Annotated in this window: 22 protein-coding genes; 12 read left to right on the top strand and 10 right to left on the bottom strand. The window is 34.7% G+C overall.

What is annotated here, in order from left to right; genetic code table 11:
• Positions 1 to 3: 3 nt before the first annotated feature.
• A complete protein-coding gene (locus ACRASX_RS05405) occupies positions 4 to 1140 on the bottom strand; it encodes a hypothetical protein (RefSeq protein ID WP_066312361.1) in 1137 nt (378 codons plus the stop codon).
• Between the two features lie 279 nt (positions 1141 to 1419).
• Positions 1420 to 2277 carry an MBL fold metallo-hydrolase gene (locus tag ACRASX_RS05400; protein WP_432222682.1) on the bottom strand — a complete coding sequence of 286 codons (858 nt, stop codon included), beginning with the start codon at positions 2275 to 2277 and terminating at the stop codon, positions 1420 to 1422.
• A 409-nt stretch (positions 2278 to 2686) separates the two neighbouring features.
• On the opposite strand from ACRASX_RS05400, the gene ACRASX_RS05395 reads away from it, so the two are divergent.
• From ACRASX_RS05395 to sufD, 4 genes are all read left to right on the top strand, one after another.
• The gene (locus ACRASX_RS05395; protein ID WP_066312351.1) at positions 2687 to 3016 is read left to right on the top strand and encodes a HesB/IscA family protein; all 330 of its coding nucleotides are present in this window, start codon (positions 2687 to 2689) and stop codon (positions 3014 to 3016) included.
• A 164-nt stretch (positions 3017 to 3180) separates the two neighbouring features.
• A complete protein-coding gene (gene sufB / locus ACRASX_RS05390; protein ID WP_066312348.1) occupies positions 3181 to 4629 on the top strand; it encodes a Fe-S cluster assembly protein SufB in 1449 nt (482 codons plus the stop codon).
• Between the two features lie 119 nt (positions 4630 to 4748).
• Positions 4749 to 5501, top strand: coding sequence for a Fe-S cluster assembly ATPase SufC (gene sufC / locus ACRASX_RS05385; RefSeq protein WP_432222681.1), 753 nt, complete (start codon positions 4749 to 4751; stop codon positions 5499 to 5501).
• A gap of 129 nt (positions 5502 to 5630) precedes the next feature.
• Positions 5631 to 6947, top strand: a complete 1317-nt coding sequence (gene sufD / locus ACRASX_RS05380; RefSeq protein ID WP_432222680.1) for a Fe-S cluster assembly protein SufD — start codon at positions 5631 to 5633, stop codon at positions 6945 to 6947.
• 120 nt (positions 6948 to 7067) lie between these two features.
• On the opposite strand, the gene ACRASX_RS05375 is transcribed toward sufD, so the two are convergent.
• Complete coding sequence (locus ACRASX_RS05375; protein WP_432222679.1) at positions 7068 to 8105, bottom strand: OmpA family protein; 1038 nt, start codon at positions 8103 to 8105, stop codon at positions 7068 to 7070.
• Between the two features lie 218 nt (positions 8106 to 8323).
• Entirely contained in the window at positions 8324 to 9688 is a 1365-nt protein-coding gene (locus ACRASX_RS05370; protein ID WP_432222678.1) for a serine hydrolase domain-containing protein, read from the bottom strand.
• 211 nt (positions 9689 to 9899) lie between these two features.
• On the opposite strand from ACRASX_RS05370, the gene ACRASX_RS05365 reads away from it, so the two are divergent.
• The 6 genes from ACRASX_RS05365 to ACRASX_RS05340 all read left to right on the top strand — a co-directional run bounded on the left by ACRASX_RS05365 (position 9900) and on the right by ACRASX_RS05340 (position 14013).
• Positions 9900 to 11114: an aminotransferase class V-fold PLP-dependent enzyme gene (locus ACRASX_RS05365; RefSeq protein ID WP_432222677.1), complete on the top strand. Its 1215-nt coding sequence runs from the start codon at positions 9900 to 9902 to the stop codon at positions 11112 to 11114.
• Positions 11115 to 11126: 12 nt separating this feature from the next.
• A complete protein-coding gene (locus ACRASX_RS05360) occupies positions 11127 to 11552 on the top strand; it encodes a hypothetical protein (RefSeq protein ID WP_432222676.1) in 426 nt (141 codons plus the stop codon).
• A 20-nt stretch (positions 11553 to 11572) separates the two neighbouring features.
• Complete coding sequence (locus tag ACRASX_RS05355) at positions 11573 to 11998, top strand: SufE family protein (protein WP_432222675.1); 426 nt, start codon at positions 11573 to 11575, stop codon at positions 11996 to 11998.
• A gap of 67 nt (positions 11999 to 12065) precedes the next feature.
• Positions 12066 to 12389, top strand: coding sequence for an SUF system Fe-S cluster assembly protein (locus ACRASX_RS05350; protein ID WP_066312329.1), 324 nt, complete (start codon positions 12066 to 12068; stop codon positions 12387 to 12389).
• An 89-nt stretch (positions 12390 to 12478) separates the two neighbouring features.
• The gene (locus ACRASX_RS05345; RefSeq protein ID WP_432222674.1) at positions 12479 to 12988 is read left to right on the top strand and encodes a DUF2480 family protein; all 510 of its coding nucleotides are present in this window, start codon (positions 12479 to 12481) and stop codon (positions 12986 to 12988) included.
• A 95-nt stretch (positions 12989 to 13083) separates the two neighbouring features.
• The gene (locus tag ACRASX_RS05340) at positions 13084 to 14013 is read left to right on the top strand and encodes a DUF3078 domain-containing protein (RefSeq protein WP_432222673.1); all 930 of its coding nucleotides are present in this window, start codon (positions 13084 to 13086) and stop codon (positions 14011 to 14013) included.
• A gap of 83 nt (positions 14014 to 14096) precedes the next feature.
• Here the strand turns inward: ACRASX_RS05340 and ACRASX_RS05335 are convergent, their stop codons facing one another.
• From ACRASX_RS05335 to ACRASX_RS05310, 6 genes are all read right to left on the bottom strand, one after another.
• Positions 14097 to 14879, bottom strand: coding sequence for an enoyl-CoA hydratase/isomerase family protein (locus ACRASX_RS05335; protein ID WP_432222672.1), 783 nt, complete (start codon positions 14877 to 14879; stop codon positions 14097 to 14099).
• A 10-nt stretch (positions 14880 to 14889) separates the two neighbouring features.
• Positions 14890 to 16362 (bottom strand): sensor histidine kinase, encoded by a 1473-nt coding sequence (locus tag ACRASX_RS05330; protein ID WP_066312323.1) that lies wholly within the window; start codon positions 16360 to 16362, stop codon positions 14890 to 14892.
• 67 nt (positions 16363 to 16429) lie between these two features.
• Complete coding sequence (locus tag ACRASX_RS05325; RefSeq protein ID WP_432222671.1) at positions 16430 to 16984, bottom strand: CopD family protein; 555 nt, start codon at positions 16982 to 16984, stop codon at positions 16430 to 16432.
• Positions 16971 to 18326: an MATE family efflux transporter gene (locus ACRASX_RS05320; RefSeq protein WP_066312318.1), complete on the bottom strand. Its 1356-nt coding sequence runs from the start codon at positions 18324 to 18326 to the stop codon at positions 16971 to 16973. Before ACRASX_RS05320 ends, ACRASX_RS05325 begins: the two co-directional genes overlap by 14 nt.
• Positions 18327 to 18329: 3 nt before the next feature.
• The gene (gene hemH, locus ACRASX_RS05315; protein ID WP_066312314.1) at positions 18330 to 19346 is read right to left on the bottom strand and encodes a ferrochelatase; all 1017 of its coding nucleotides are present in this window, start codon (positions 19344 to 19346) and stop codon (positions 18330 to 18332) included.
• A 101-nt stretch (positions 19347 to 19447) separates the two neighbouring features.
• Positions 19448 to 20314, bottom strand: a complete 867-nt coding sequence (locus ACRASX_RS05310) for a helix-turn-helix domain-containing protein (RefSeq protein ID WP_432223069.1) — start codon at positions 20312 to 20314, stop codon at positions 19448 to 19450.
• A 433-nt stretch (positions 20315 to 20747) separates the two neighbouring features.
• Here ACRASX_RS05310 and ACRASX_RS05305 point away from each other — a divergent pair, with 433 nt between their 5' ends.
• Entirely contained in the window at positions 20748 to 21182 is a 435-nt protein-coding gene (locus ACRASX_RS05305) for a hypothetical protein (protein WP_066312308.1), read from the top strand.
• A gap of 17 nt (positions 21183 to 21199) precedes the next feature.
• Positions 21200 to 21790: a hypothetical protein gene (locus tag ACRASX_RS05300; protein WP_432222670.1), complete on the top strand. Its 591-nt coding sequence runs from the start codon at positions 21200 to 21202 to the stop codon at positions 21788 to 21790.
• Positions 21791 to 21860 lie beyond the last annotated feature (70 nt).

The raw sequence follows: 21860 nt of genomic DNA, 5'->3' as shown, positions 1-21860 counted from the left end.
TAATTAATTAAATGGTTTATTATGTGTAGTATTTGTTTGTGCTCGCTTGAAGCTTTTAATTAAATCATTCGCCTTTATAATAATTGCTTTCCCGTCTGATTTGTCGTAATCGTTTTTAATTAAATTTTCTGCTTCAACGATAGATTTATCTGGCTCATCCAACATCAAGTAGATCACTGCTAAATTAAAATAAGCAGAGTATCTCATTTTGCGCGATGGTTTATTATCTCCGTTATATTTAACTTTTAACGAATCAAAATATTCAATTAAAGGTTGCATGTTCGCTTTTAAATCATCTATCGGTTCATCTGCTTTCATGGTTTCAAATAAATTTCGAACTGCTTTTATCGCCTCTATTTGCGCATCACCTTCGTCACTTTTTGCATCTAAGATCCAAAGAATCTCGCTGTCTGACTTTGGTTTATATCCGTACGTATAGTTTATAGTATTTTGAAACTGATTTAAAGAGTTATCTGCAAAACTTCTAAGTGTTTTATCACGTATTGCATTTCTATTTAAATAAAAATCCTTCATTGGAGTAGTAGCATCCTGATATTCCTTAGACTTGTATTCGACATCACCATTAAAAGCGATATAAAATCCTTCATTAGATGGTAGCGTATCTTTTTTTACCACTGCATTTTTCAAAAACCTATTTGTTGATACCGCTGCTTGCTTTGCTTTTTCCGCTTCAATTTCTTTCTCTGTCAGTGCTATTGGAGTTATTGGACCTTTTACTTTAGCATAACCTCTGGTAGCATATTTTGCAAGAACATAATAATATTCTTTTCTACTAGTAACTCTGCCTTCTTTATCCTTAGTTTCTTCTACCCTAGTTTGTGCGCTTGCTCCTTTTTCGACAAAATCTTCTAAATTTAGTTCAATATCAACGGTCCCATTTTCATCGACTTTTTTCCAACCTGCAATATTTATTTTTTCGTTTAGATCTTCTCTATTTACATACGTTTGTAAAGTTCCACCAAGCTTTACGCGCGAAGAAAAAGTTCGTTTATCAAAAGGAACTGGCTCTTTTGGAAGCACTTGATAATTGACCTTAAAATAAAAGTGATCAAGATCTACTTTCTGCCCTTGTGCGCTCAGAAAAGAAATAAAAAATGTTAAAATAAAGATTTTTTTCATAGGTTTAGGTTTAATAAAATGAGGTGCAAACGTATTAAAATAATTTGGAAAAACAAGCACTAACCCATGCAAAGCGCACGTTATTTGGTTTTTAAGTAAAAAAAAAACTATGACCATCATGTTTTCAGTACGATATGATCTCTGGTTAACTAAATGTTAAAATTTAACAAATGCAAGTAACTTAAATTCAGCATCCCATTCAGCATGCAAAGGGCTCAAAACCAAAAACCCCATTTTCAACTATCTGAAAATGGGGTTTTAAATACTAGAAATGTCTTCTTAAAAAACTTCGTCGCACGTAAATACTTCTTTCAAGCGAACACCTTTCTCTGTTTGTTCTACTGTTATTATTTCGTTGTGCGCGTCGTGTTCTAAAAACAAATAATAATTATTACTGGCTGCAGCATTTAAAAAATGTTCTTTCTCATCTAATGTCAACAATGGTCGCGTATCGTACCCCATAACATAAGGCAAAGGAATATGTCCTGCCGTTGCTAGTAAGTCAGCACAGAACACGATCGTTTTATCATTGTATTGAATGTGCGGAATCATTTGCTTTTCGGTATGGCCATCAGCAAAGAAAATTCCAAAACCGAGCTCCGACTGTGGCAAGAAGTCACTAACGGGCCTCTTAATAAAATTTAATTGACCACTTTCTTGCATGGGTAAAATATTTTCAGGTAAAAAAGAAGCTTTCTCTCGAGGATTGGGTTGGGTAGCCCAGCTCCAATGTTGTTCGTTACTCCAAAATTTCGCATTTTTAAAAGCCGGTTCGTAGCCTGTACGTGCAGCGTTCCATTGTACACTTCCGCCACAATGATCAAAATGCAAGTGAGTCATAAACACATCGGTTATATCATCACGGTGAAAACCATATTTTGACAATGACGCATCCAAAGAGTGATTGCCCCAAAGCGAATAATAACCAAAAAACTTATCCGATTGTTTACTGCCCATTCCGGTATCAATCAAAATTAGTTTTTCACCATCTTCAATCAACAAACATCTCGCAGCAATATCAATTAAATTATTAGAATCGGCAGGATTGGTTTTGCTCCATAAGGTTTTTGGAACTACGCCAAACATTGCTCCACCATCTAACTTAAAATTACCTGCTTCTATTGGATATAATTTCATTTGAATTTATTTTGAAGATTGTACACAAAGTTAACCTTTCCATAAACGAACTTCATTACAAATAATAAAAAATCCCACCTCTGTTGCATTTCATGAAATTTGAATCGGAATTATTTTAAATAGTTCCCTCTTAAAAAACAAATGATGAATCGATATTAGAATAAAAGTAAATTTAGATTTATTGAGATTCAACTAAAAAACAAGTAACGATTCTGTAAATAAAGACAAGAGGTTAATTCCATTTCTTTCTCCAAATCTTTAAAATATTTGAAATACAACTACAACCTGAAGATCTATTTCTACAATAACATTTCTCTATTTTAACATTTGTTATAATAATGTGAACCGTTATGGTAAAAGATTTTTATATAGTATCTTTGTCGTTAATTTAGACAAAATCAATACAACAATGATAAAGGTTTCTGATACAGCCAAAAAGAAAATCGTTGATCTGATGCAAGATGATGGTTTTGATGCCTCACAAGACTACGTAAGAGTTGGTGTGAAAAGTGGCGGATGCTCCGGTTTGTCTTATGATTTAAAATTTGACCACAACAAAGCAGACGACGATAAAATATTTGTAGACAACGACATAACAATTGCTGTCGAAAAAAAATCTTTCTTATATCTTGCTGGAACTATTTTAGAATATTCTGGCGGAATTAATGGAAAAGGATTTGTTTTTAACAATCCTAATGCAAGCAGAACTTGCGGATGCGGAGAAAGTTTTTCTCTCTAAAACAATTTAAAAGAGTTACATTTTGAAGGATTTATTGAATAGCTAAGTCAGTAAATTAATTTCAAAATTCCTTGATAGAATTTCAATTCTAAACCTCGAATTCAATAAATGATTAGAATTTTTTAAGAGATTATTTTAAATTTTTCAATCTTTAAATTAAAACAATGAGCAAATACACTGAAGACGATTTAAAAGTCGAACTCGAAACCAAAGAATACGAATACGGGTTTTATACTGATATAGAATCAGACACGTTTCCTATTGGTCTTAACGAAGATATTGTTCGTGCCATTTCTTTAAAAAAAGAAGAACCAAGTTGGATGACCGATTGGCGTATTGAAGCTTTTCGTGCTTGGGAACTAATGGTAGAACCAGAATGGGCGAATGTTCATTATGAAAAACCAGATTTTCAAGCCATTTCCTACTACTCTGCTCCAAAAGCAATAGATCCAAACAAAACATTGGACGACGTGGATCCTGAACTTTTAGAAATGTACAAAAAGTTAGGAATTTCTGTAGATGAGCAAAAAATGATGAATAATGTCGCTATGGATATCGTAGTTGACTCTGTTTCTGTTGCCACTACATTTAAGAAAACGTTGGCCGAAAAAGGAATTATATTTTGTCCTATTTCTGAAGCTATTAAGGAACATCCTGAACTAGTGCGTAAGTATTTAGGAACAGTTGTCCCGAGAAAAGACAATTTTTACGCTGCATTAAACTCGGCTGTTTTCTCTGATGGAAGTTTCTGTTACATTCCGAAAGGCGTTCGTTGCCCAATGGAATTGTCGACCTATTTCCGTATCAATCAAGCAGGAACTGGTCAGTTTGAAAGAACGTTGCTTATCGCCGATGAAGGTTCGTACGTGTCCTACCTAGAAGGTTGTACTGCACCAAGTCGTGACGAAAATCAATTGCATGCTGCCGTAGTAGAGCTAATCGCTATGGATAATGCAGAAATTAAATACTCTACCGTTCAAAACTGGTTTCCAGGAAACAAAGAAGGAAAAGGTGGTGTTTATAATTTTGTAACCAAAAGAGGTTTGTGCGAAACCAGCGCTAAAATTTCTTGGACACAAGTAGAAACAGGTTCTGCAGTAACGTGGAAATATCCTTCATGTATCTTAAAAGGAGACAATTCAGTAGGAGAATTTTATTCGATTGCTGTTACCAACAATTACCAACAAGCCGATACTGGAACTAAAATGATTCACTTGGGTAAAAATACCAAGTCGACCATAATTTCAAAAGGTATTTCTGCTGGAAAATCACAAAACAGTTACCGTGGATTGGTTCAAATTAGTCCAAGAGCCGAAAATGCTCGTAACTTTTCACAATGTGACTCTTTATTAATGGGTAACAATTGTGGCGCACACACGTTTCCATACATCGAAAGCAAAAACCCAACTGCAAAAATAGAACACGAAGCAACGACAAGTAAAATTGGAGAAGATCAAGTTTTTTATTGCAACCAACGTGGTATTCCTACAGAAAAAGCGATTGCGCTAATTGTCAATGGTTTTGGTAAAGATGTATTGAACAAGTTACCAATGGAATTTGCTGTCGAAGCTCAAAAATTATTAGAAATTTCATTGGAAGGTTCAGTAGGATAAAGAAGTTAGAATTCAAGAGATTAAATAAATATCATATTTAAAACAAGAAAGATTTAAACGCGGCAGGTTTCACCACTAATTGAAATTTGATGCTTTTAAATTTTAAACAAACAATAAACATGTTAAGTATAAAAAACCTTCACGCCTCAATTGGCGATAAAGAAATCCTGAAAGGAATCAATATAGAAGTTAAAGCGGGAGAAGTTCATGCTATCATGGGACCAAATGGTTCTGGAAAAAGTACACTTGCAGCAGTAATTGCTGGAAATGAAAACTTTGAGGTGACGCAAGGAGACGTTTTTTTAGACGGAGAAGATCTTGCCGATCTTGCTCCAGAAGAAAGAGCACACAAAGGGGTTTTCTTGTCGTTTCAATATCCTGTTGAAATTCCTGGAGTAAGTGTAACTAACTTTATGAAAACAGCTATAAACGAGACGCGCAAAGCGAATGGTTTAGAAGAAATGCCAGCCAATCAAATGTTGAAAGTCATTCGTGAGAAATCAGAATTATTAGAAATTGATCGTAAGTTTTTATCTCGTTCTTTAAACGAAGGTTTTTCGGGTGGAGAAAAAAAACGTAATGAGATTTTTCAAATGGCAATGTTAGAGCCAAAATTGGCTATTCTTGATGAAACTGACTCTGGTTTGGATATTGATGCCTTGCGAATTGTTGCTAACGGTGTTAACAAACTTAAAAGTGACAAAAATGCAATCATTGTAATTACGCACTACCAGCGCTTATTAGATTATATCGTTCCTGATTTCGTTCACGTATTATACAATGGAAAAATCGTAAAATCGGGCGGAAAAGAACTAGCTCACGAGTTAGAAGAAAAAGGATACGATTGGATCAAACAAGAACAAGAAGCTTAAAAAATAATCAAACGTCTTTAAGTGAAATGGTAAATTATTCTACTTTTTCACTTAAAGATTGATAATAACAGCATAGTTGAAAAATAGGAGTTATTTACTCTTTACTTTCGGCTTTAAGCCTAAATTAAAATGGATTTAAAAGAAAAATTAGTATCGTCTTTTATGGCTTTTGAAGAGCGTGTTGATGTTCACACAGAACTACACGACATCAGAACTCAGGCGATAAAAACGTTTGAAGACCAAGGATTCCCATCTAAAAAAGACGAAGCCTGGAAATATACCTCACTAAATGCTATTTTAAAAAATGACTTTACGGTTTTTCCAAAGCAAGAAAGTGCGGTTGAATTTAATCACGTTAAAAAGTATTTCATTCATGAAATAGACACGTACAAAGTGGTTTTTATCGATGGCGTTTTTAGTTCGCATCTATCTTCAACAACACACGAAGGAATTGATGTTTGTTTGATGTCATCGGCATTGACCAAACCAAAATACAAAATGATTATTGATACCTATTTCAATCAAGTTGCAAACAAAGACGATAGTTTAACGTCTTTGAATACGGCATTTGCTTGTGAAGGAGCTTACATCAATATTCCAAAATCAAAAGTGGTTGACAAACCTATTGAGATTATGTATTTCTCTACTGGAAATGAAGCTGCATTAATGGTTCAGCCCCGTAACTTGGTAATTGTTGGAGAAAACTCTCATGTACAAATTATTGAGCGCCACCAAAGTCTGAACGAAAATCCAGTTTTAACCAATTCGGTTACTGAGATTTTTGCGCAAAAAAGAGCTATTGTCGATTATTATAAGATTCAGAATGACAATGAAAATGCAAATTTAATAGACAATACTTTCGTTTCACAACAACAAGAAAGTCATGTTTATGTGCACACCTTCTCTTTTGGAGGAAACCTGACTCGTAACAACTTGAATTTTTATCATTTTGGTGAGCGTTTGACAAGTACAATGAACGGAATTACTATTATTGGAGAAAAGCAACACGTTGACCATTACACTTTGGTGAATCACTCACAACCCAATTGCGAAAGTTTTCAAGATTACAAAGGGATTTTCTCTGATCGATCTACTGGTGTTTTTAACGGAAAAATATTTGTTAACAAAGAAGCACAAAAAACCAACGCATTCCAGAAAAGTAATAATATTTTGTTGAGTGACAAAGCTACAATTAACGCTAAACCACAATTAGAGATTTTTGCTGATGATGTAAAATGCTCACACGGATGTACAATTGGTCAATTAGACGAAACGGCTATGTTTTACATGCAATCGCGTGGTATTCCTAAAAAAGAAGCCAAAGCATTGTTGATGTACGCATTCTCTAATGCTGTTATCGAAAGCATTAAAATACCAGAATTAAAACAACGAATTACTAAAATTATTGCTACTAAATTAGGAGTGAAATTAGGTTTCGATTTATAGCATACTGACTCGCAATATGCAGTAGTATTTACGCAAAGAGCGCAAAGTTTAAAATAAACTTTGCGCTCTTTATTTTTTTAATGCTCTTCAAAATAAAATCTAATCCATAAAAGCTTCTCTTTAAAACTTCACTAACTCTACTCGTCTATTTTTTGCTCTATTTTCTTCGGTGTCGTTTGCAACTAAAGGTTTTTCTGCACCAAAACCAACTGCTCTTAAATTTCCTTTACTGACACCACTAGCTACTAAGACATTTAAAACATTAGTAGCGCGATCTAATGACAATAGTTTGTTTTTCTTGGCATCCCCTGAATTATCGGTATGACCTTCTATCGATAATTTAAGTGTAGGATTGGATTGTAGTAGCTCCGTAATTTCTTTAACTACTTCTTGTCCGTCTGGCTTAAGAGAAGCTTTGTCGGTATCAAAATTAATATTCAAAATAGCCTTACCATTCTTTTCAATATCACTTTTCATTTGACTAGCCGTAATTTTTGTTATTGCAAGTGTATTTAACCTACCTTTTTCTAATATGGTTATTCCGCCGCTTTCGTCGTTTAGTAAATAATACTGAATCCAAATTTCTTTGTCTTTTGCTTTAATCACGTACGTTTTAATATCGTCCAAAAGATTATAATCCAAAGAGTGCCCGTACTTCTTATCGATTAATTCTTTATCACCAATTCTGACAATTTCAGAATCTGGTATACTGACATCATTAACTTTAACTCCTCCTAAAGCTAAAATTGCTTCTTCGTAACTTTTATCGACAATTAAACTATTAAACCTCTTGCCGTCACTTCTGTCTTTCTCCAAACGTACTTTAAAACTTTTCCCTTCAACAGGAATTAATCTTCCATGCACAGCAAAATATTCTCTGTCAAAATCTCTTATATCATTGGTACTTATCTTTTTATCGTAGTTATACGTATAGCTTTGGGGCGCATTTAAATAAGGAAAAACTCCAAGCTCAACTGTAGATTCTTTGATGCTGTTTATATCAAATTCTGGCATATTTGCGTTAGCATCTGCAACTATCACAGTGTCTTTATATTGTATACTGTCCGTACTATCGTGCACGGTATTTTCCTTTTTGACTCCACTATTACAGGCAAGAAGGACGGCTGCGATGCTCACCGTTAAGATGTTTTTTTTCATTTGTTGTGATTTAGATAATTTCTTTTTCTGTTCTGAGTTTTCTTTACAAGATGATCTTTCCTAAATCGCAACACCTTAATCCAATATGATTTGTGAGTTATTTCTCTAAGATAAGCCGAAGTTATGAAAATTAGCGTTAGCTCTAACACTATCCTAAAAATAGCACTTACCTTTTATTATGAAGGCTTTAGACTTTCTATCAAACGAATTGCAAAACTCTATTCTACCATAGCTTTTGACTGCTTCACACTCTCGATTACTTTTTTCAGAAAACCATTAAAATCAAAATCTGGATTTTCTTTCAGTCCCATTCGAACAATTACCATCTCTAAGGATGGAATAATAGCTACCATTTGCCCTTGAAAACCACTGCAATAATACATGTCACGAGGAACGTCTGGGAATTTTCCTCCAGCATTTAACCAAAACTGTGCACCATAACCACCGTTTGATGTTGCTGTTGGCTTTTTGGTATAATTTATCCAGCTTTCATCCAAAATTTGTTCTCCGTTCCAATTTCCTTTATTCAAATACAACAAACCAAACTTAGACCAATCTCTCGCTGTCGCCCATCCGTAGGAAGATCCAACAAAATTTCCGACCATATCTGTTTCAACTAGCATAGAATTCATTCCGATTTTATCGACAACAGCACTGTACCAAAAATCTAAATATTCTTGATGGGTTCTAAATTGACCTCTTAAAATTTTTGACAACAAATTGGTCGTTCCAGACGAGTAGTTCCACTGTGTATTAGGCTTAAATTTTGGCGCTTTTTCGAGTTGCACTGCACCCATATCTTCCGCTAAAAAGAGCATTTTGGTCGCATCACAAATACTACTATAGTTTTCTTCCCATTCTAAACCCGAATTCATTTGCAACAAATTGTTAGTGGTAATAGATTTTCGATCATCATCTTGCCATTCACTGATGGGCGCCGATTTATGAATATCAAATTTTCCTTGTTTAACCAAAACTCCAAAAGCGGAACTTGTAATACTTTTCGTCATCGACCAACCTAAAATCGAGCTATTTTTAGTAAATCCGGTACTGTATTGCTCTGCTATCAACTTGTTTTTATACAAAACCACAACAGCTCTGGTCCGTTTCTCTTTAGTATCTGATGCATCGAAAGTAGAATTTACTGCACCTTTTAATTTTCTATAATCGACTTCCTGAAAAATCGTGTCTTTCGGTTCTGAATTTCCGTATGGAAAAGGTAAAGTTGAAGTTGATTTGTTTCGCTTAGGAATCAAATAGGGTTTATGAACATCAAAATCAGCATTGATTAATGTTGCTCCTAATCCTTCGCGATAAATCGCTTTTCTTTTCTTCAATCCATAAACAGAAGACGACGCTGATTGTTCAGATTCATCAACTGTATTCGTGGCTAAATTTAAAAGCGGAATATCATTGTCGCCCTTCTCAATTGTTTCAATAGTACGTTTATCAATAAAATGTCCTGAGGCAATACTCTTTGCTGAAAATCCCGAAATTAAATCGAGTTTGGGATACGTTGCTATCACGAAATACGCTAATATCCCAAGCACTGCTGCTATTAGAATTTTAAAAATTTTCTTCATGCGGTTTGATTCGTTTTAACGAATATATAAAAACTTATCGACGAGCAAACTCCTTGAAAAACAATATTCAACTGCCCTCGAAGCTACAAAACCGTAAAAAGCAAAAAAACTATTACGTTATAAATAAAAAGGCGTTAATCTATACCTTGAAATGAAGTCGAAAACAATTTACTTTTTGTACTTTTGTAATTAGAATTTTTCTAAATAAGCTATGCTAGACATTCAACAAATAAGAGCCGATTTTCCGATTTTGAACGAAAAAGTGAACGGAAAACCTTTAGTATATTTCGATAACGGTGCTACCTCGCAAAAACCGCAAGTAGTGATCGACGCGATTTCAAAATATTATCAAGAAATAAATGCCAATATTCATCGTGGAGTTCACACATTGAGTCAATTGGCAACCGATGCTTACGAAATTTCGCGTGCTACGGTAAAAGAACATCTAAACGCCGAACACTTGCATGAAGTGTTGTTTACTTCGGGCACTACGTTTGGAATCAATTTAGTCTCCAGCGGATTTGCTTCGATTTTAAAATCGGGTGATGAGATTTTAGTTTCTGCCCTAGAACACCATAGTAATATTGTGCCTTGGCAGTTGCTTTGCGAAAAAACAGGGGCAATTCTAAAGGTTATTCCAATGAATGATAAAGGAGAATTGATTCAAAGCGAATATGAAAACTTACTTTCAGACAAAACAAAAATTGTAACCTTCAATCATATTTCAAATGCATTAGGGACCATTAATCCTGTAAAGGAAATGATCCGTAAAGCACATGCCGTTGGTGCAGCTGTTTTAGTAGATGGTGCGCAAGCGGTACTGCATTTAAAACCCGATGTTCAGGATTTAGATTGTGACTTTTATGTTTTTTCTGGACATAAAATGTGTGCGCCAACTGGAACTGGTATTTTATACGGTAAAGAAGCTTGGCTGAATAAATTACCTCCGTATCAAGGTGGTGGCGAAATGATCAAAGAAGTTACTTTCGAGAAAACAACGTATGCGGAATTGCCTCATAAATTTGAAGCAGGAACACCCAATATTGCAGGCGGAATTGTTTTAGGAACTGCCATTGATTATTTAAATAAAATAGGCTTTGAAAATATACAGCAACAAGAGAGTGAACTTTTAGCTTACGGAACCAAACGTTTATTAGAAATTGAAGGACTGAAAATTTACGGAACTTCAGATCAAAAAACCGCTGTGATTTCCTTTAATATCGAAGGAATTCATCCGTACGATATTGGTTCAATAATTGACAAACTGGGCATTGCCGTACGAACTGGACATCATTGTACACAACCAATCATGAACTATTATAATATTCCGGGAACCATACGTGCTTCTTTTTCATTTTACAATACCAAAGAAGAAATAGATTTGATGGTAGAAGCGGTCAAGAAAGCTCAAATGATGTTAAGCTAAAAAAACACTAGTATGAAAATTATACCTTTATTATTTTTGACCTTTTTGATGCAAGTGGGCTGTGCGAGTCATAAAACTGACATACTAAAAGATGTAACTATCGAATATTCGGCTGTTTCTAGAGGTTTGTACCAAAACATTAGCGTCGAAAATAAGTCAGCAGTAATTTTAAATGCGAGAGCCGAACAACCTTTAGTTCTCGAAATTAGCGATAAAGACTGGAAAGCAATTGCTAGTGAATTTGAAAAAATAAATGTTCCAGCAATTGCCAATGTAAAAGCGCCCACCGAAAAACGTTTTTACGACGGGGCTGCAATTGCGAATTTAAAAATAACAAAAGAGGGAAAAACGAATGAAACTCCCGCTTTTGATCATGGTTTTCCGCCAGCCGAAATAGAAAAATTAGTAAACTTACTAGTTGCTTTAAATAAAAACTAGAAAGAATAAAATTCAACACAATGACAATTAAAGAAATACAAGAAGAAATTGTAGACGAATTTTCGATGTTTGAAGATTGGATGCAACGCTACGAATACATTATTGAATTAGGAAAAACACTTCCTTTGATTAAAGAAGAATATAAAACGGATGTCAACTTAATTAAAGGATGTCAGTCGAAAGTTTGGCTGCAAGGCGAGCAAGACGACGACAAAGTGGTTTTTACAGCAGATAGTGACGCAATTTTAACTAAAGGAATTATTGCCATTTTAATACGTGCTTTCAATAATCAGAAAGCGATTGACATTGTCAATGCCGATCTTAAATTTATCGACGACATTGGCTTAAAAGAGCATTTATCGGCGACTCGTGCAAATGGCTTGGTCTCTATGATTAAAAACATTAAAATGTACGCTTTGGCTTTTGATTCAAAGAACAAAAATTAAAGATTTAATCCCATCCGTTTAGTCTCAACTAAATTTATAGGGAAACAAACAAATAAAATTAAAGAAAATGGAACCAGAAATAGACACTAACGAATTAGGCGAATTAATTGTAAAAACATTAAAAACGATTTACGATCCAGAAATCCCTGTTGACATTTATGAATTAGGATTAATTTACGACGTCATGGTTAACACCGATTACGAAGTAAAAATTTTAATGACGTTAACCTCTCCAAACTGCCCAGTAGCAGAAAGCTTACCAAGAGAAGTAGAAGAGAAAGTGAAGAAAATTGAAAATGTAAAAGATGCTGATGTCGAAATTACCTTTGATCCGCCATGGAGTAAAGATTTAATGAGCGAAGAAGCAAAATTAGAATTAGGAATGCTTTAGATAAGAGCCCTTGCTATACAGTCCTTTACTATTCAATTTTTTATTGAATAGTAAAGGACTATTTTTTTAAACCATAATTTTTTTAAGAAATGGACGAAATAATAAATAAAGTTGCCAATAGTTCGCTTGAAGTTTTTGATTTAGAAGATTACTATCCAAAAGGAATTCGGACTACAATTGACATTTCACAATGGCTGATTGAAGGCCTTTTATTAAAAGAAAAAGATTTTAGAGAAGACTTGAAAAACCATGATTGGTCACACTATCAAGGCCATTATGTCGCAATTGAATGCAGTACCGATGCTATTATTCCGGCTTGGGCTGCGATTTTAGTTACGATACAGTTGGTGCCTTTTGCAAAAAAAATCATCAATGGATCTCTTGAAGATCTAGAAGGTAGTTTATACGAAGAACTACTTTCAAAAATAGACTACAGTACTTATAAAGGCAAATCAATGATCATTAAAGGATGCTCCCGAATGCCCGTTCCCATGCGTGCCTATGTGCTAGCAGCGACCTATTTGCAGCCTTTTGCAAAAAGCATCATGTACGGCGAAGCCTGCTCTGCAGTACCTCTTTATAAAGAAAGCAAGAAATAAACAATCTAGTAAACGCTTAGCTTTACTGTTACTTTATCACTTTTTAGTATCTTTGTCCTACAAATACAGGTCATTACCATTTAAATTTGATCATTATGAAAAAGTTCCTTTTTGTACTTTCCCTAATAGCAAGCGCAACTGTTGTACAAGCGCAAAACTCCGAAAAAGAATTAATTAAAAACACGGAACAAGCAGTAAAGAAATTAGCCGATACTATTCCGAATGGTTGGATCAAAAAAGGAAATATTTCGTTTCTGTTCAATCAATCTAACTTTAATAATTGGACTGCTGGAGGTGAAAACAACTTATCTGGAAATTTGGGTATCAACTATGATTTCAACTACAAAAAGAATGATGTAAGTTGGGACAATAAAGTCTTGGCATCTTATGGGTTACTACAATCGGAAAACTCCAGTTTTAATAAAAAGACAGACGATCGTCTCGAATTTAATTCTATTCTAGGAAAGCAAGCTTTCGAAAACTGGTATTACTCCTTTTTTCTTAATTTTAGAACGCAATTTACCAAAGGCTACCAATACGGTAAAGATGCGAACGGAGCAGAGATTAGAAATCATACCACAAGCTTTTTATCACCAGGTTATTTAACTTTAGGTCCTGGTATGTACTGGAAAAAAAACGAAAACTTACGAATAAATTTTGCTCCATTAACCTCTAAATTTACATTTGTAGATAATGCGTTTACCTCAACTCCTGGCTATGTCGATGGCGATTATTTTGGAGTAGACGCCAATAAAAGTATGCGTTACGAACTTGGTTTTTATGCGTCGGCTTACTACAAGTTCAACTTAATGACCAATGTTAGCTTTGAAAACACATTGAATTTATATTCTAATTATTTAGAAGATCCTCAGAACGTTGATATTGACTATTCTTTGAATGTCGTATTAAAAATCAACAAATATTTATCAACAAATGTGCAATTTCAAGCTATTTATGATGACAATGCTTTTCAAGGTTTTCAAACAAGAGAAGTGTTTGGCTTGGGAGTCAACTATGGTTTTTAGTTTAAAAATTAAACAAAAAAGACGGGCTTTTGAATATTCAAAAGCCCGTCTTTTTTTATAGTACCATGTTTATCTAGAACAAATTATTTCCCAGTAAATTCCGCTTTTCTTTTTTCTAAAAAAGCAGTGGTACCTTCGGTAAAATCAACTGTTCCAAAACATTTTCCAAACGATTTAATTTCTACCTCAAATCCATTTTTGCCATCTTCATAATTAGCATTAACCGACTTAATTGCTTTTGCAATCGCGATAGGAGCATTTTTAATGATCTTTTGAGCAATATCAGCACAAACTGGCAATAGTTCTACTTGAGGCACGACGCGATTCACTAAGCCATAAGACAAAGCTTCTTCTGCAGTTATCATTCCCGCAGTCATAATCATTTCCATCGCACGACCTTTACCTACTAATTGAGGCAAACGTTGCGTTCCTCCGTAGCCCGGAATTAATCCTAGAGAAGTCTCGGGTAATCCCATCTTGGCATTATCCGAAGCTATTCTAAAATGACATGCCATGGCCAACTCTAAACCGCCACCTAAAGCAAAACCATTAATTGCTGCGATAACCGGCTTTTTTAGATTTTCAATGTAATCAAACAATTTGCTTTGTCCTTCTGCTGCTAAATCAGTTCCTTCTGCAATCGTATAATTTGAAAACTCCGAAATATCGGCACCCGCCACAAATGCTTTTTCACCGCTGCCTGTTAAAATAATTACACGAACCTCCTTATTTTTTCCTAGATCTTTAATTGCATGATGCAAATCTAAGATGGTTGTTTTATTTAAAGCATTGAGTTTTGTAGGTCTATTGATTGTAATTGTACCTATTCTATTTTCAACTGTAATTAAAAGATTTTCGTAATTCATAACCAATATTTTAAGTGTTTGTAATCGGTAAAGTCACTATAAAAGTAGTTCCTTCTCCATACGTTGTTTCAAAGGTAATTGTTCCTTTATAATTTTCGATAATATTCCGAATAATTCCAAGTCCCAAGCCCATTCCGCTCGTTTTTGTGGTAAATTTTGGTTCAAAAACACGGTCAATATCGTTGAGCTCAATACCGATTCCATTATCTTTAACTGCAATTTCAACCGAATCTAACTTTCGTTTTACCGTAACCAAAATCGATTTATCTTCCTGCTCGTCTGGAATGGCTTGCGTCGCATTTTTTACTAAGTTCGTAATGATTCGAATGAGTTGCGTACGATCCATTTTTGAGATAATCTCTTCTTCTTCACTTTCAAAAACTAAAAATTCTTCATTAAAAATATCCAAAGAGAGCTCGACTACTTCAACTACATTCAACGTTTCATTTTGCTGTGCTGGCATTGATGCAAAGTTAGAAAATGCCGAAGCCACTGCTGTCATTGTATCAATTTGCTGAATAAGGGTTTCCGAGTAGTCATTCATTTTTTGTCGCACTTCCGCATCGTTTGGATCGAATTTGCGCTGGAAACTTTGTACCGTTAAACGCAGCGGCGTCAGTGGATTTTTAATTTCGTGCGCCACCTGTTTCGCCATTTCGCGCCACGCTCCTTCTCTTTCGCTCTGCGCTAATTTTATGGCACTTTTTTCTAATTTTTCGACCATGCTGTTGTACGATTTGATCAAGAAATTGATTTCTTTACTGCTGGCTTCTAGTACAATTATTTCGTTTTTTTGATTCAGGTTAGTTTCACTTAATTTATCCGATATTGTTTTTAAAGATTTTGTAATGTAAGTGGATAAAAAATAAGCTAATGCAAAAGCGACCAGCATCATAAACGAATACACTTGTCCCAAACGGATCAAAAAAGTATTGAGTTCGTTATCGTAATAGCCGTCATCCTCAATATATGGTAAGTTCAAAATACCAAGCGGTTTAAACTTTGCGTCTTTAATTAAACTATAAGACGATCGATTTTTAACACCATCAAAAGTCTTGATGTCTACAAAACGTTTTTCGATAGACGAACGAACGAGTTTTAAAATATAATCAGGAATTGGTCGCGCCACTGCATCCACCGAAAAAGATTCTTTAGATGACTTTAGTAATTTTCCTTCTAGGCTGTAAATATTAATTTCGATGTTATGAATTTGGGCTAATTCGTGAATTTTATCCTTGAAAATCAAATCTAAATTGGTAGTTTTTAAAGGATAAGTGGTAGTTGCTAAAACGTAGTTTATATGCTCTTTAACAGCATTTTCCTTGCGTTCCAACCGTTCTTGATGGTATTCTTTGGCTTCGTTTTTAAACTGAATAATGGAGATAGAAGCTAATAAAACCGAAGCTACAATAATCAATACTATCATCGAAAGGAAAATCCTGACCCGTAAAGAAAGCATCGATAATTTGAAGTTTTTTAGCATAATTTGGTGACTAGTAAATAGCAATTAAGGAGTAGCAGAAACGAAGAAAATTAGCAATAGTCCTTTACTACTTACTTTTTTTCTCTCTAATTCGTTTGTAAAACTTGAAACCCAACATGATTAGTATTGAAAATGAAAATATTCCCACTACACCAAAAATCCAGTTTACAGCACTTTTTAAAATCACTAGAAAAACTACTGCGAATAGTATTAGCGTAGCACCTTCATTCCATAAACGCATAAAATTGTTGGAATATTTAACCTCATCGCGTTGCAGTTGTTTGAATATTTGATGGCATTTTCCATGATATAAAAATAATAACAACACAAAAAAAAGTTTAACATGCATCCAAGGCATTTTGAGCCATGATTGACCTAAATCGGTAAAAAACAACATCCAAAAGGCGAACAAACTTGCCAAAACTGCACTTGGCCACGTAATAATATACCACAAACGGTAAGTCATTATTTTGTATTGCGCTTGCAAAATTTCTTTTTCTGGAGAGGGTTTATCGTTCGCTTCAATTTGATATACGAACAATCGAACAATATAAAATAATCCTGCAAACCAGGTGATAACAAAAATAAGGTGCAATGATTTTAGGTAATTATAATATTCCATCAGGATCTTTTTTGAATTCGATATTGGTTGCTCTTCTTAAAAAATAAGCCGTGATTATGGTTGATAGAACGTCGGCTATAGGAAATGATATCCACACCCCAAAAATACCAAAAAAATAAGGAAGTATCAGCACTAAAGGAATTAGGAAAAACCCTTGCTTGCTTAATGTCAAAAATAAAGCTTGTTTGGCCAAACCAGCTGCCTGAAAATAAGCCGCTCCGATAAGCTGTACGGCAATAATGGGTGATGCCGCAAAAACCCAACGCAACGCATTTGGGGTCTCGGCAATCACTATAGGATCAGTAGTAAAAATTGCAACGATGGATTCGGCAAAAGTTAGAATAAAAACAAAAATTACAGTAGCAAAAATAGCTGCATATTTTATAGAAACTTGAATGGTTTCTTTTACTCGATGGTGATTGCCTGCACCGTAATTATATCCTGCAATGGGTATAAATCCTTGAGTAATTCCTAAAACAGGAAATAAGGCAAACATTAACATTCGACTTATAATTCCGTATACCGCAATGGAGTGTTCGCCACCATGCTTATACAAAATATGATTTAAAATAATCGCCAAAATACTCACCACACCTTGTCTGGCAAAGGTTACAAAACTAAGTTTGGTAATTTCGGAAACAATTGGAATTCTAAAACCAAAATGTTTCAATTGTAGTCGCAACTCGCTTTTGTAAACAAAAAACCAAAGTACAAATAAGAAACAAAGAAAATAAGAAATCGCTGTTGCATAAGCTGCTCCCGCCATTCCCAAATTGAGGTATTTTATAAAAATAATATCAAATATAATGTTGGCAAATGCAGGAACGATCATGGCAAACATGGCAAATTTCGCTTTCCCTTCGGCACGAATTACACTGTTGCCCATCATGCACAGTGCTAAAAATGGCGCTGATATTAAAATAGGAACAAAAAATTCTTTGGCAGGCGCCATAATAGTTCCTTCTGCTCCAAAGAGACGCAGCATTTCCTCTTCAAAAAACAATCCTACTGCAACGAAAAAAGACGACAACAGCAGCGTCATCATAATTTGATTTCCGAAAGTAAACAGTGCCTTATCTTGGTCTTTAGCACCCAAAGCTCTCGAGAGCACCGAGCTTCCACCTACTCCAATAGCCATTCCTAGAGAAGATACTAAAAATGAAATTGGCATAACCACAGTAACCGCCGCAATTGCCAAAGAACCAATCCATTGCCCTACAAAAATAGTATCAATTAAAATATTAAGTGACATAAACAAGATTCCAACCGAGGCTGGAACGGCTTGCTTGAGTAGCAATTTTTTTATGGTCTGTGTGCCTAATTCTTCGGAGGTTACTGCCATATGCTATTGTTTTGCCCAGTCGTTTATCCAGTTACTTACGGTTGCGCACCAATCATCACTATCATTTAAACAAGGAATGGCTAAAAATTCTTTACCACCATGTACTTTAAATTCATGGCTGGCTTCCATAGCAATTTCTTCTAACGTTTCTAAACAGTCTGCCACGAAAGCAGGCGTTACCACCGCTAGATTTTTAATTCCTTTTTCTGGCATTTTGTTAACTTCGACATCCGTGTATGGGGTCAACCATTTGTCTCCCGCTAAACGCGATTGAAAAGTTTGGCTGTATTTTCCCTCTGGAATACCTAATAATTTCACCACTTGTTTTGTTGTCTCATAGCATTGATGGCGGTAACAAAATTCGTGGGCCGCTGAAGGTGTATTGCAACAAGAACCGTCAATTTTACAATGCGATTTAGTCACATCTGTTTTGCGAATATGACGCTCTGGAATTCCGTGGTACGAAAACAGTAAATGATCGTAGTCAAAACCGACTAAGCCGGTTTTAATAGAATCGGCCAAATTTTTAATGTAATCAGGTTTGTTATAAAACGCTGGTACATCAGTAAATTTCATGTTGGGGAATTTCTTCTTACGAATTTCCTCCGCTTTTACTAAAATAGTTAACGTTGATGCCATTGCATATTGCGGATACAATGGAAAAAGCATTACTTCGTCCACTCCTTTATCGTGCAATTCTTGCAATCCCTTTTCGATACTCATTGTACCGTAACGCATAGCCAAAACTACAGGAACTTCAACTAATGGTTGTACTTTTTTATGCATACGTTCCGACAGAACAATTAATGGCGAACCTTCGTCCCACCAAATTTTGGCGTACGCTGCAGCAGATTTTTTAGGTCTTGCCTGCAAAATAATTCCACGAACTAATAAAGCTCTTAATAAAAACGGTACGTCAATGACGTATTTGTCCATTAAAAATTCGTCTAAATACGGTTTTACATCCTTTGGTGTCGGACTTTCTGGTGAACCAAGATTTACTAATAATACGCCTTTCATATACTGGGTTTAATTTTGTTCAAAAGTATTTTAATCTACTTGTTTTAAGTATGATAAATATTATGTTTTGCTTATGCTGCTTTAACTACTACTGATTTGCGCTACACATTCGCATTTATTGACATTAAATATTTTTTGGGTGTAGTGGCAAATTTCTTTTTAAAAGCCGCGATAAAATGACTTCCGGTGCTATAGCCAATCTTCAGTCCAACTTCGTTTACATTATACGAACCGCTGTCTAGTAATTTTCTAGCATAATCCATTTTATAATCAAACAAAAAACCATAAACTGTGTCGCCATAAATTTGTTTGAAACCCATTTTGAGCTTCTTTAAATTCAAACCAACTTGATCGGCTAGTTCTTGCAATCCTGGTGGTTCAGCCATATTGGCTATGATCACTTCTTTGGCTTTTCTAATTTTCATCACATTGTCTTCGTCAATCAAAAATGGACATTGTTCTGCGTTTGGATCTTCAGTGCGGTTGAAATATAAACTCAACAATTCATAACCCTTGCCTTTGTAATACAAGTTTTTTATCGAAGGATGCAAGTTGTAATGAAACATCTGATTGAGCACAATAGCCATCGAAGGACTGCTATCGCTTTCATTGTAATATTTTTTCTCTTTGTTTTGCGGACTTAAAAACGGAATATTATCGGTGTCTGAACTAAACAATCCGTGGAATTTTTTTATTGAAACAAAAATAGAAATCACCCACGATTTTGGAGCAACCTCCACATGCAATGGCAACTCTTTTTCGGTATTGTAAAACAACAAAACTTTTTCTTCTTTAAGTTGTAAGTTGTAATTGCCTTGACTGAAAATGTAATTGGCATTTCCTTTCAAACCAAAATGAAACTGAATCAATCCCAGCTGTACGGGGCGTTGAAAAGTCATTACTTGATCTGAATTATTTTGAAACCGAATTAAAATAAAATCATCATCAATTTTAATTTCTTCCTGCATGGTCGTTTGTTTTTTATTTAAATAGCATTGATCTAAAACCAAATGTTGTGCGCTATCCAATACAATTAATCATTAAAAAATGAAGATAACAACAATTCTTTTATCATAAACGAAAAAGAGTCATTTATGGTTCTCAAAATTACTTCATTTTAACGATTAAAGACATAAGTGACACTAAAATTATAAAATTTTTACTAGTCGTTTAACATTCTGCTGACTTAGCTCATGCTTGATTGTCATTGTATTTCTTGCTAAAAAGCGTCTCAAAAAAAAATGTTAATTATTTATAATAATTATAAATAAAACAATTCTGACGAATTTTTAAAACCAGATCGAACCGGCTCTCGTAAATAAAAGTGCAATCGGCCAATAGATCTGTAAAAGTAACGCCGAGAAACAAAATAAAAAAGCTAAAAATTAAATCTCACGTATTATGAAAATGAACAAAAATTTAAAAATTGGACTTAAAGTAGTGTCCGGAATCGCGGTGTTATTTGTTGCTATTTTAATTTACCACATTGCCACAGCAAAACCAGCGGTATACGAAAATGCAAATCTACAAGTTAGCCGCATTGATTTTAAATCCGATATCGATTCGGTAGAAGCAAAAAAAATCAATCACGATTTAAGAACTATTAATGGCATTACTTCCGACTCTATTATCATCAAAAGAAATGTGGTCGTTTATTTTCATAACAATAAAATGACCGACTCTAAACAAGTTTATGCTGAACTCATGAGCAAAGGCTCTTATAATGCTCAACGTTTTATACTACCTGATAACCTAGCCAACAAAGAAGTTTGCCCAATAGACCCCAACAGTTTTACCTACAAACTTTCTCAACAAATAAATCACTTTTTTAATTAATCTTTAAATATTCTATTATGAAAAATTTCTCAAAAATCACTTTAGGTGTATTACTAGTATCCGCTGCTGCATTTACTTCTTGCAACAACGACGATGATCCAATTGTTCCTGCAGAAAAAGCGAGCATATACGAGCGCTTGGGCGGAACAAAAATGATAGCAGATCCAGATAATGCTGGACAAATGATCGAAGCTGGCCGATTGAGTTTCCGCAAAGTCATTAACTCAACCATTGGTTTGATCGTTGCCGATGTGCAATCAAACGCCTCTGGAAACTTGCAAGAACATTTTGCACCTTTACTAGCAGAAACGGGTCAAACACAAGCCACAAACATTGCAAAATTATCAGACAATTTAACTGATTTCTTTTCTTTTAATACGGGCGGTACAAATGCTGTAAACAAGTATACTGGTTTAAACATGGTCGCTACACACGATCCAGCACAAAATCCACGTATGGGAACTAAAATTGATGCAGTAGCCTATACTAAATTTGAAGGTTACGTTGGTGCAGCTGCCAATAAAAACGGTGTAGCAGCAAATACAGAATTGTACACTGATATTGTGGCAGTTTTAGAATCATTAAGAAAACCAATTATTCAAAAATAATGTAGCTTATTTAAAAACGCTATCTGCAGTAAGCGATAGCGTTTTTATAAAACAAGCAATTGGTTTTTTG

The sequence above is a fragment of the Flavobacterium sp. TMP13 genome (assembly GCF_050847115.1).
Lineage (GTDB): Bacteria > Bacteroidota > Bacteroidia > Flavobacteriales > Flavobacteriaceae > Flavobacterium.
The sequence above is the reverse complement of the archived record's forward strand: the minus strand, read 5'-3'. Positions and strand labels throughout refer to the sequence as shown.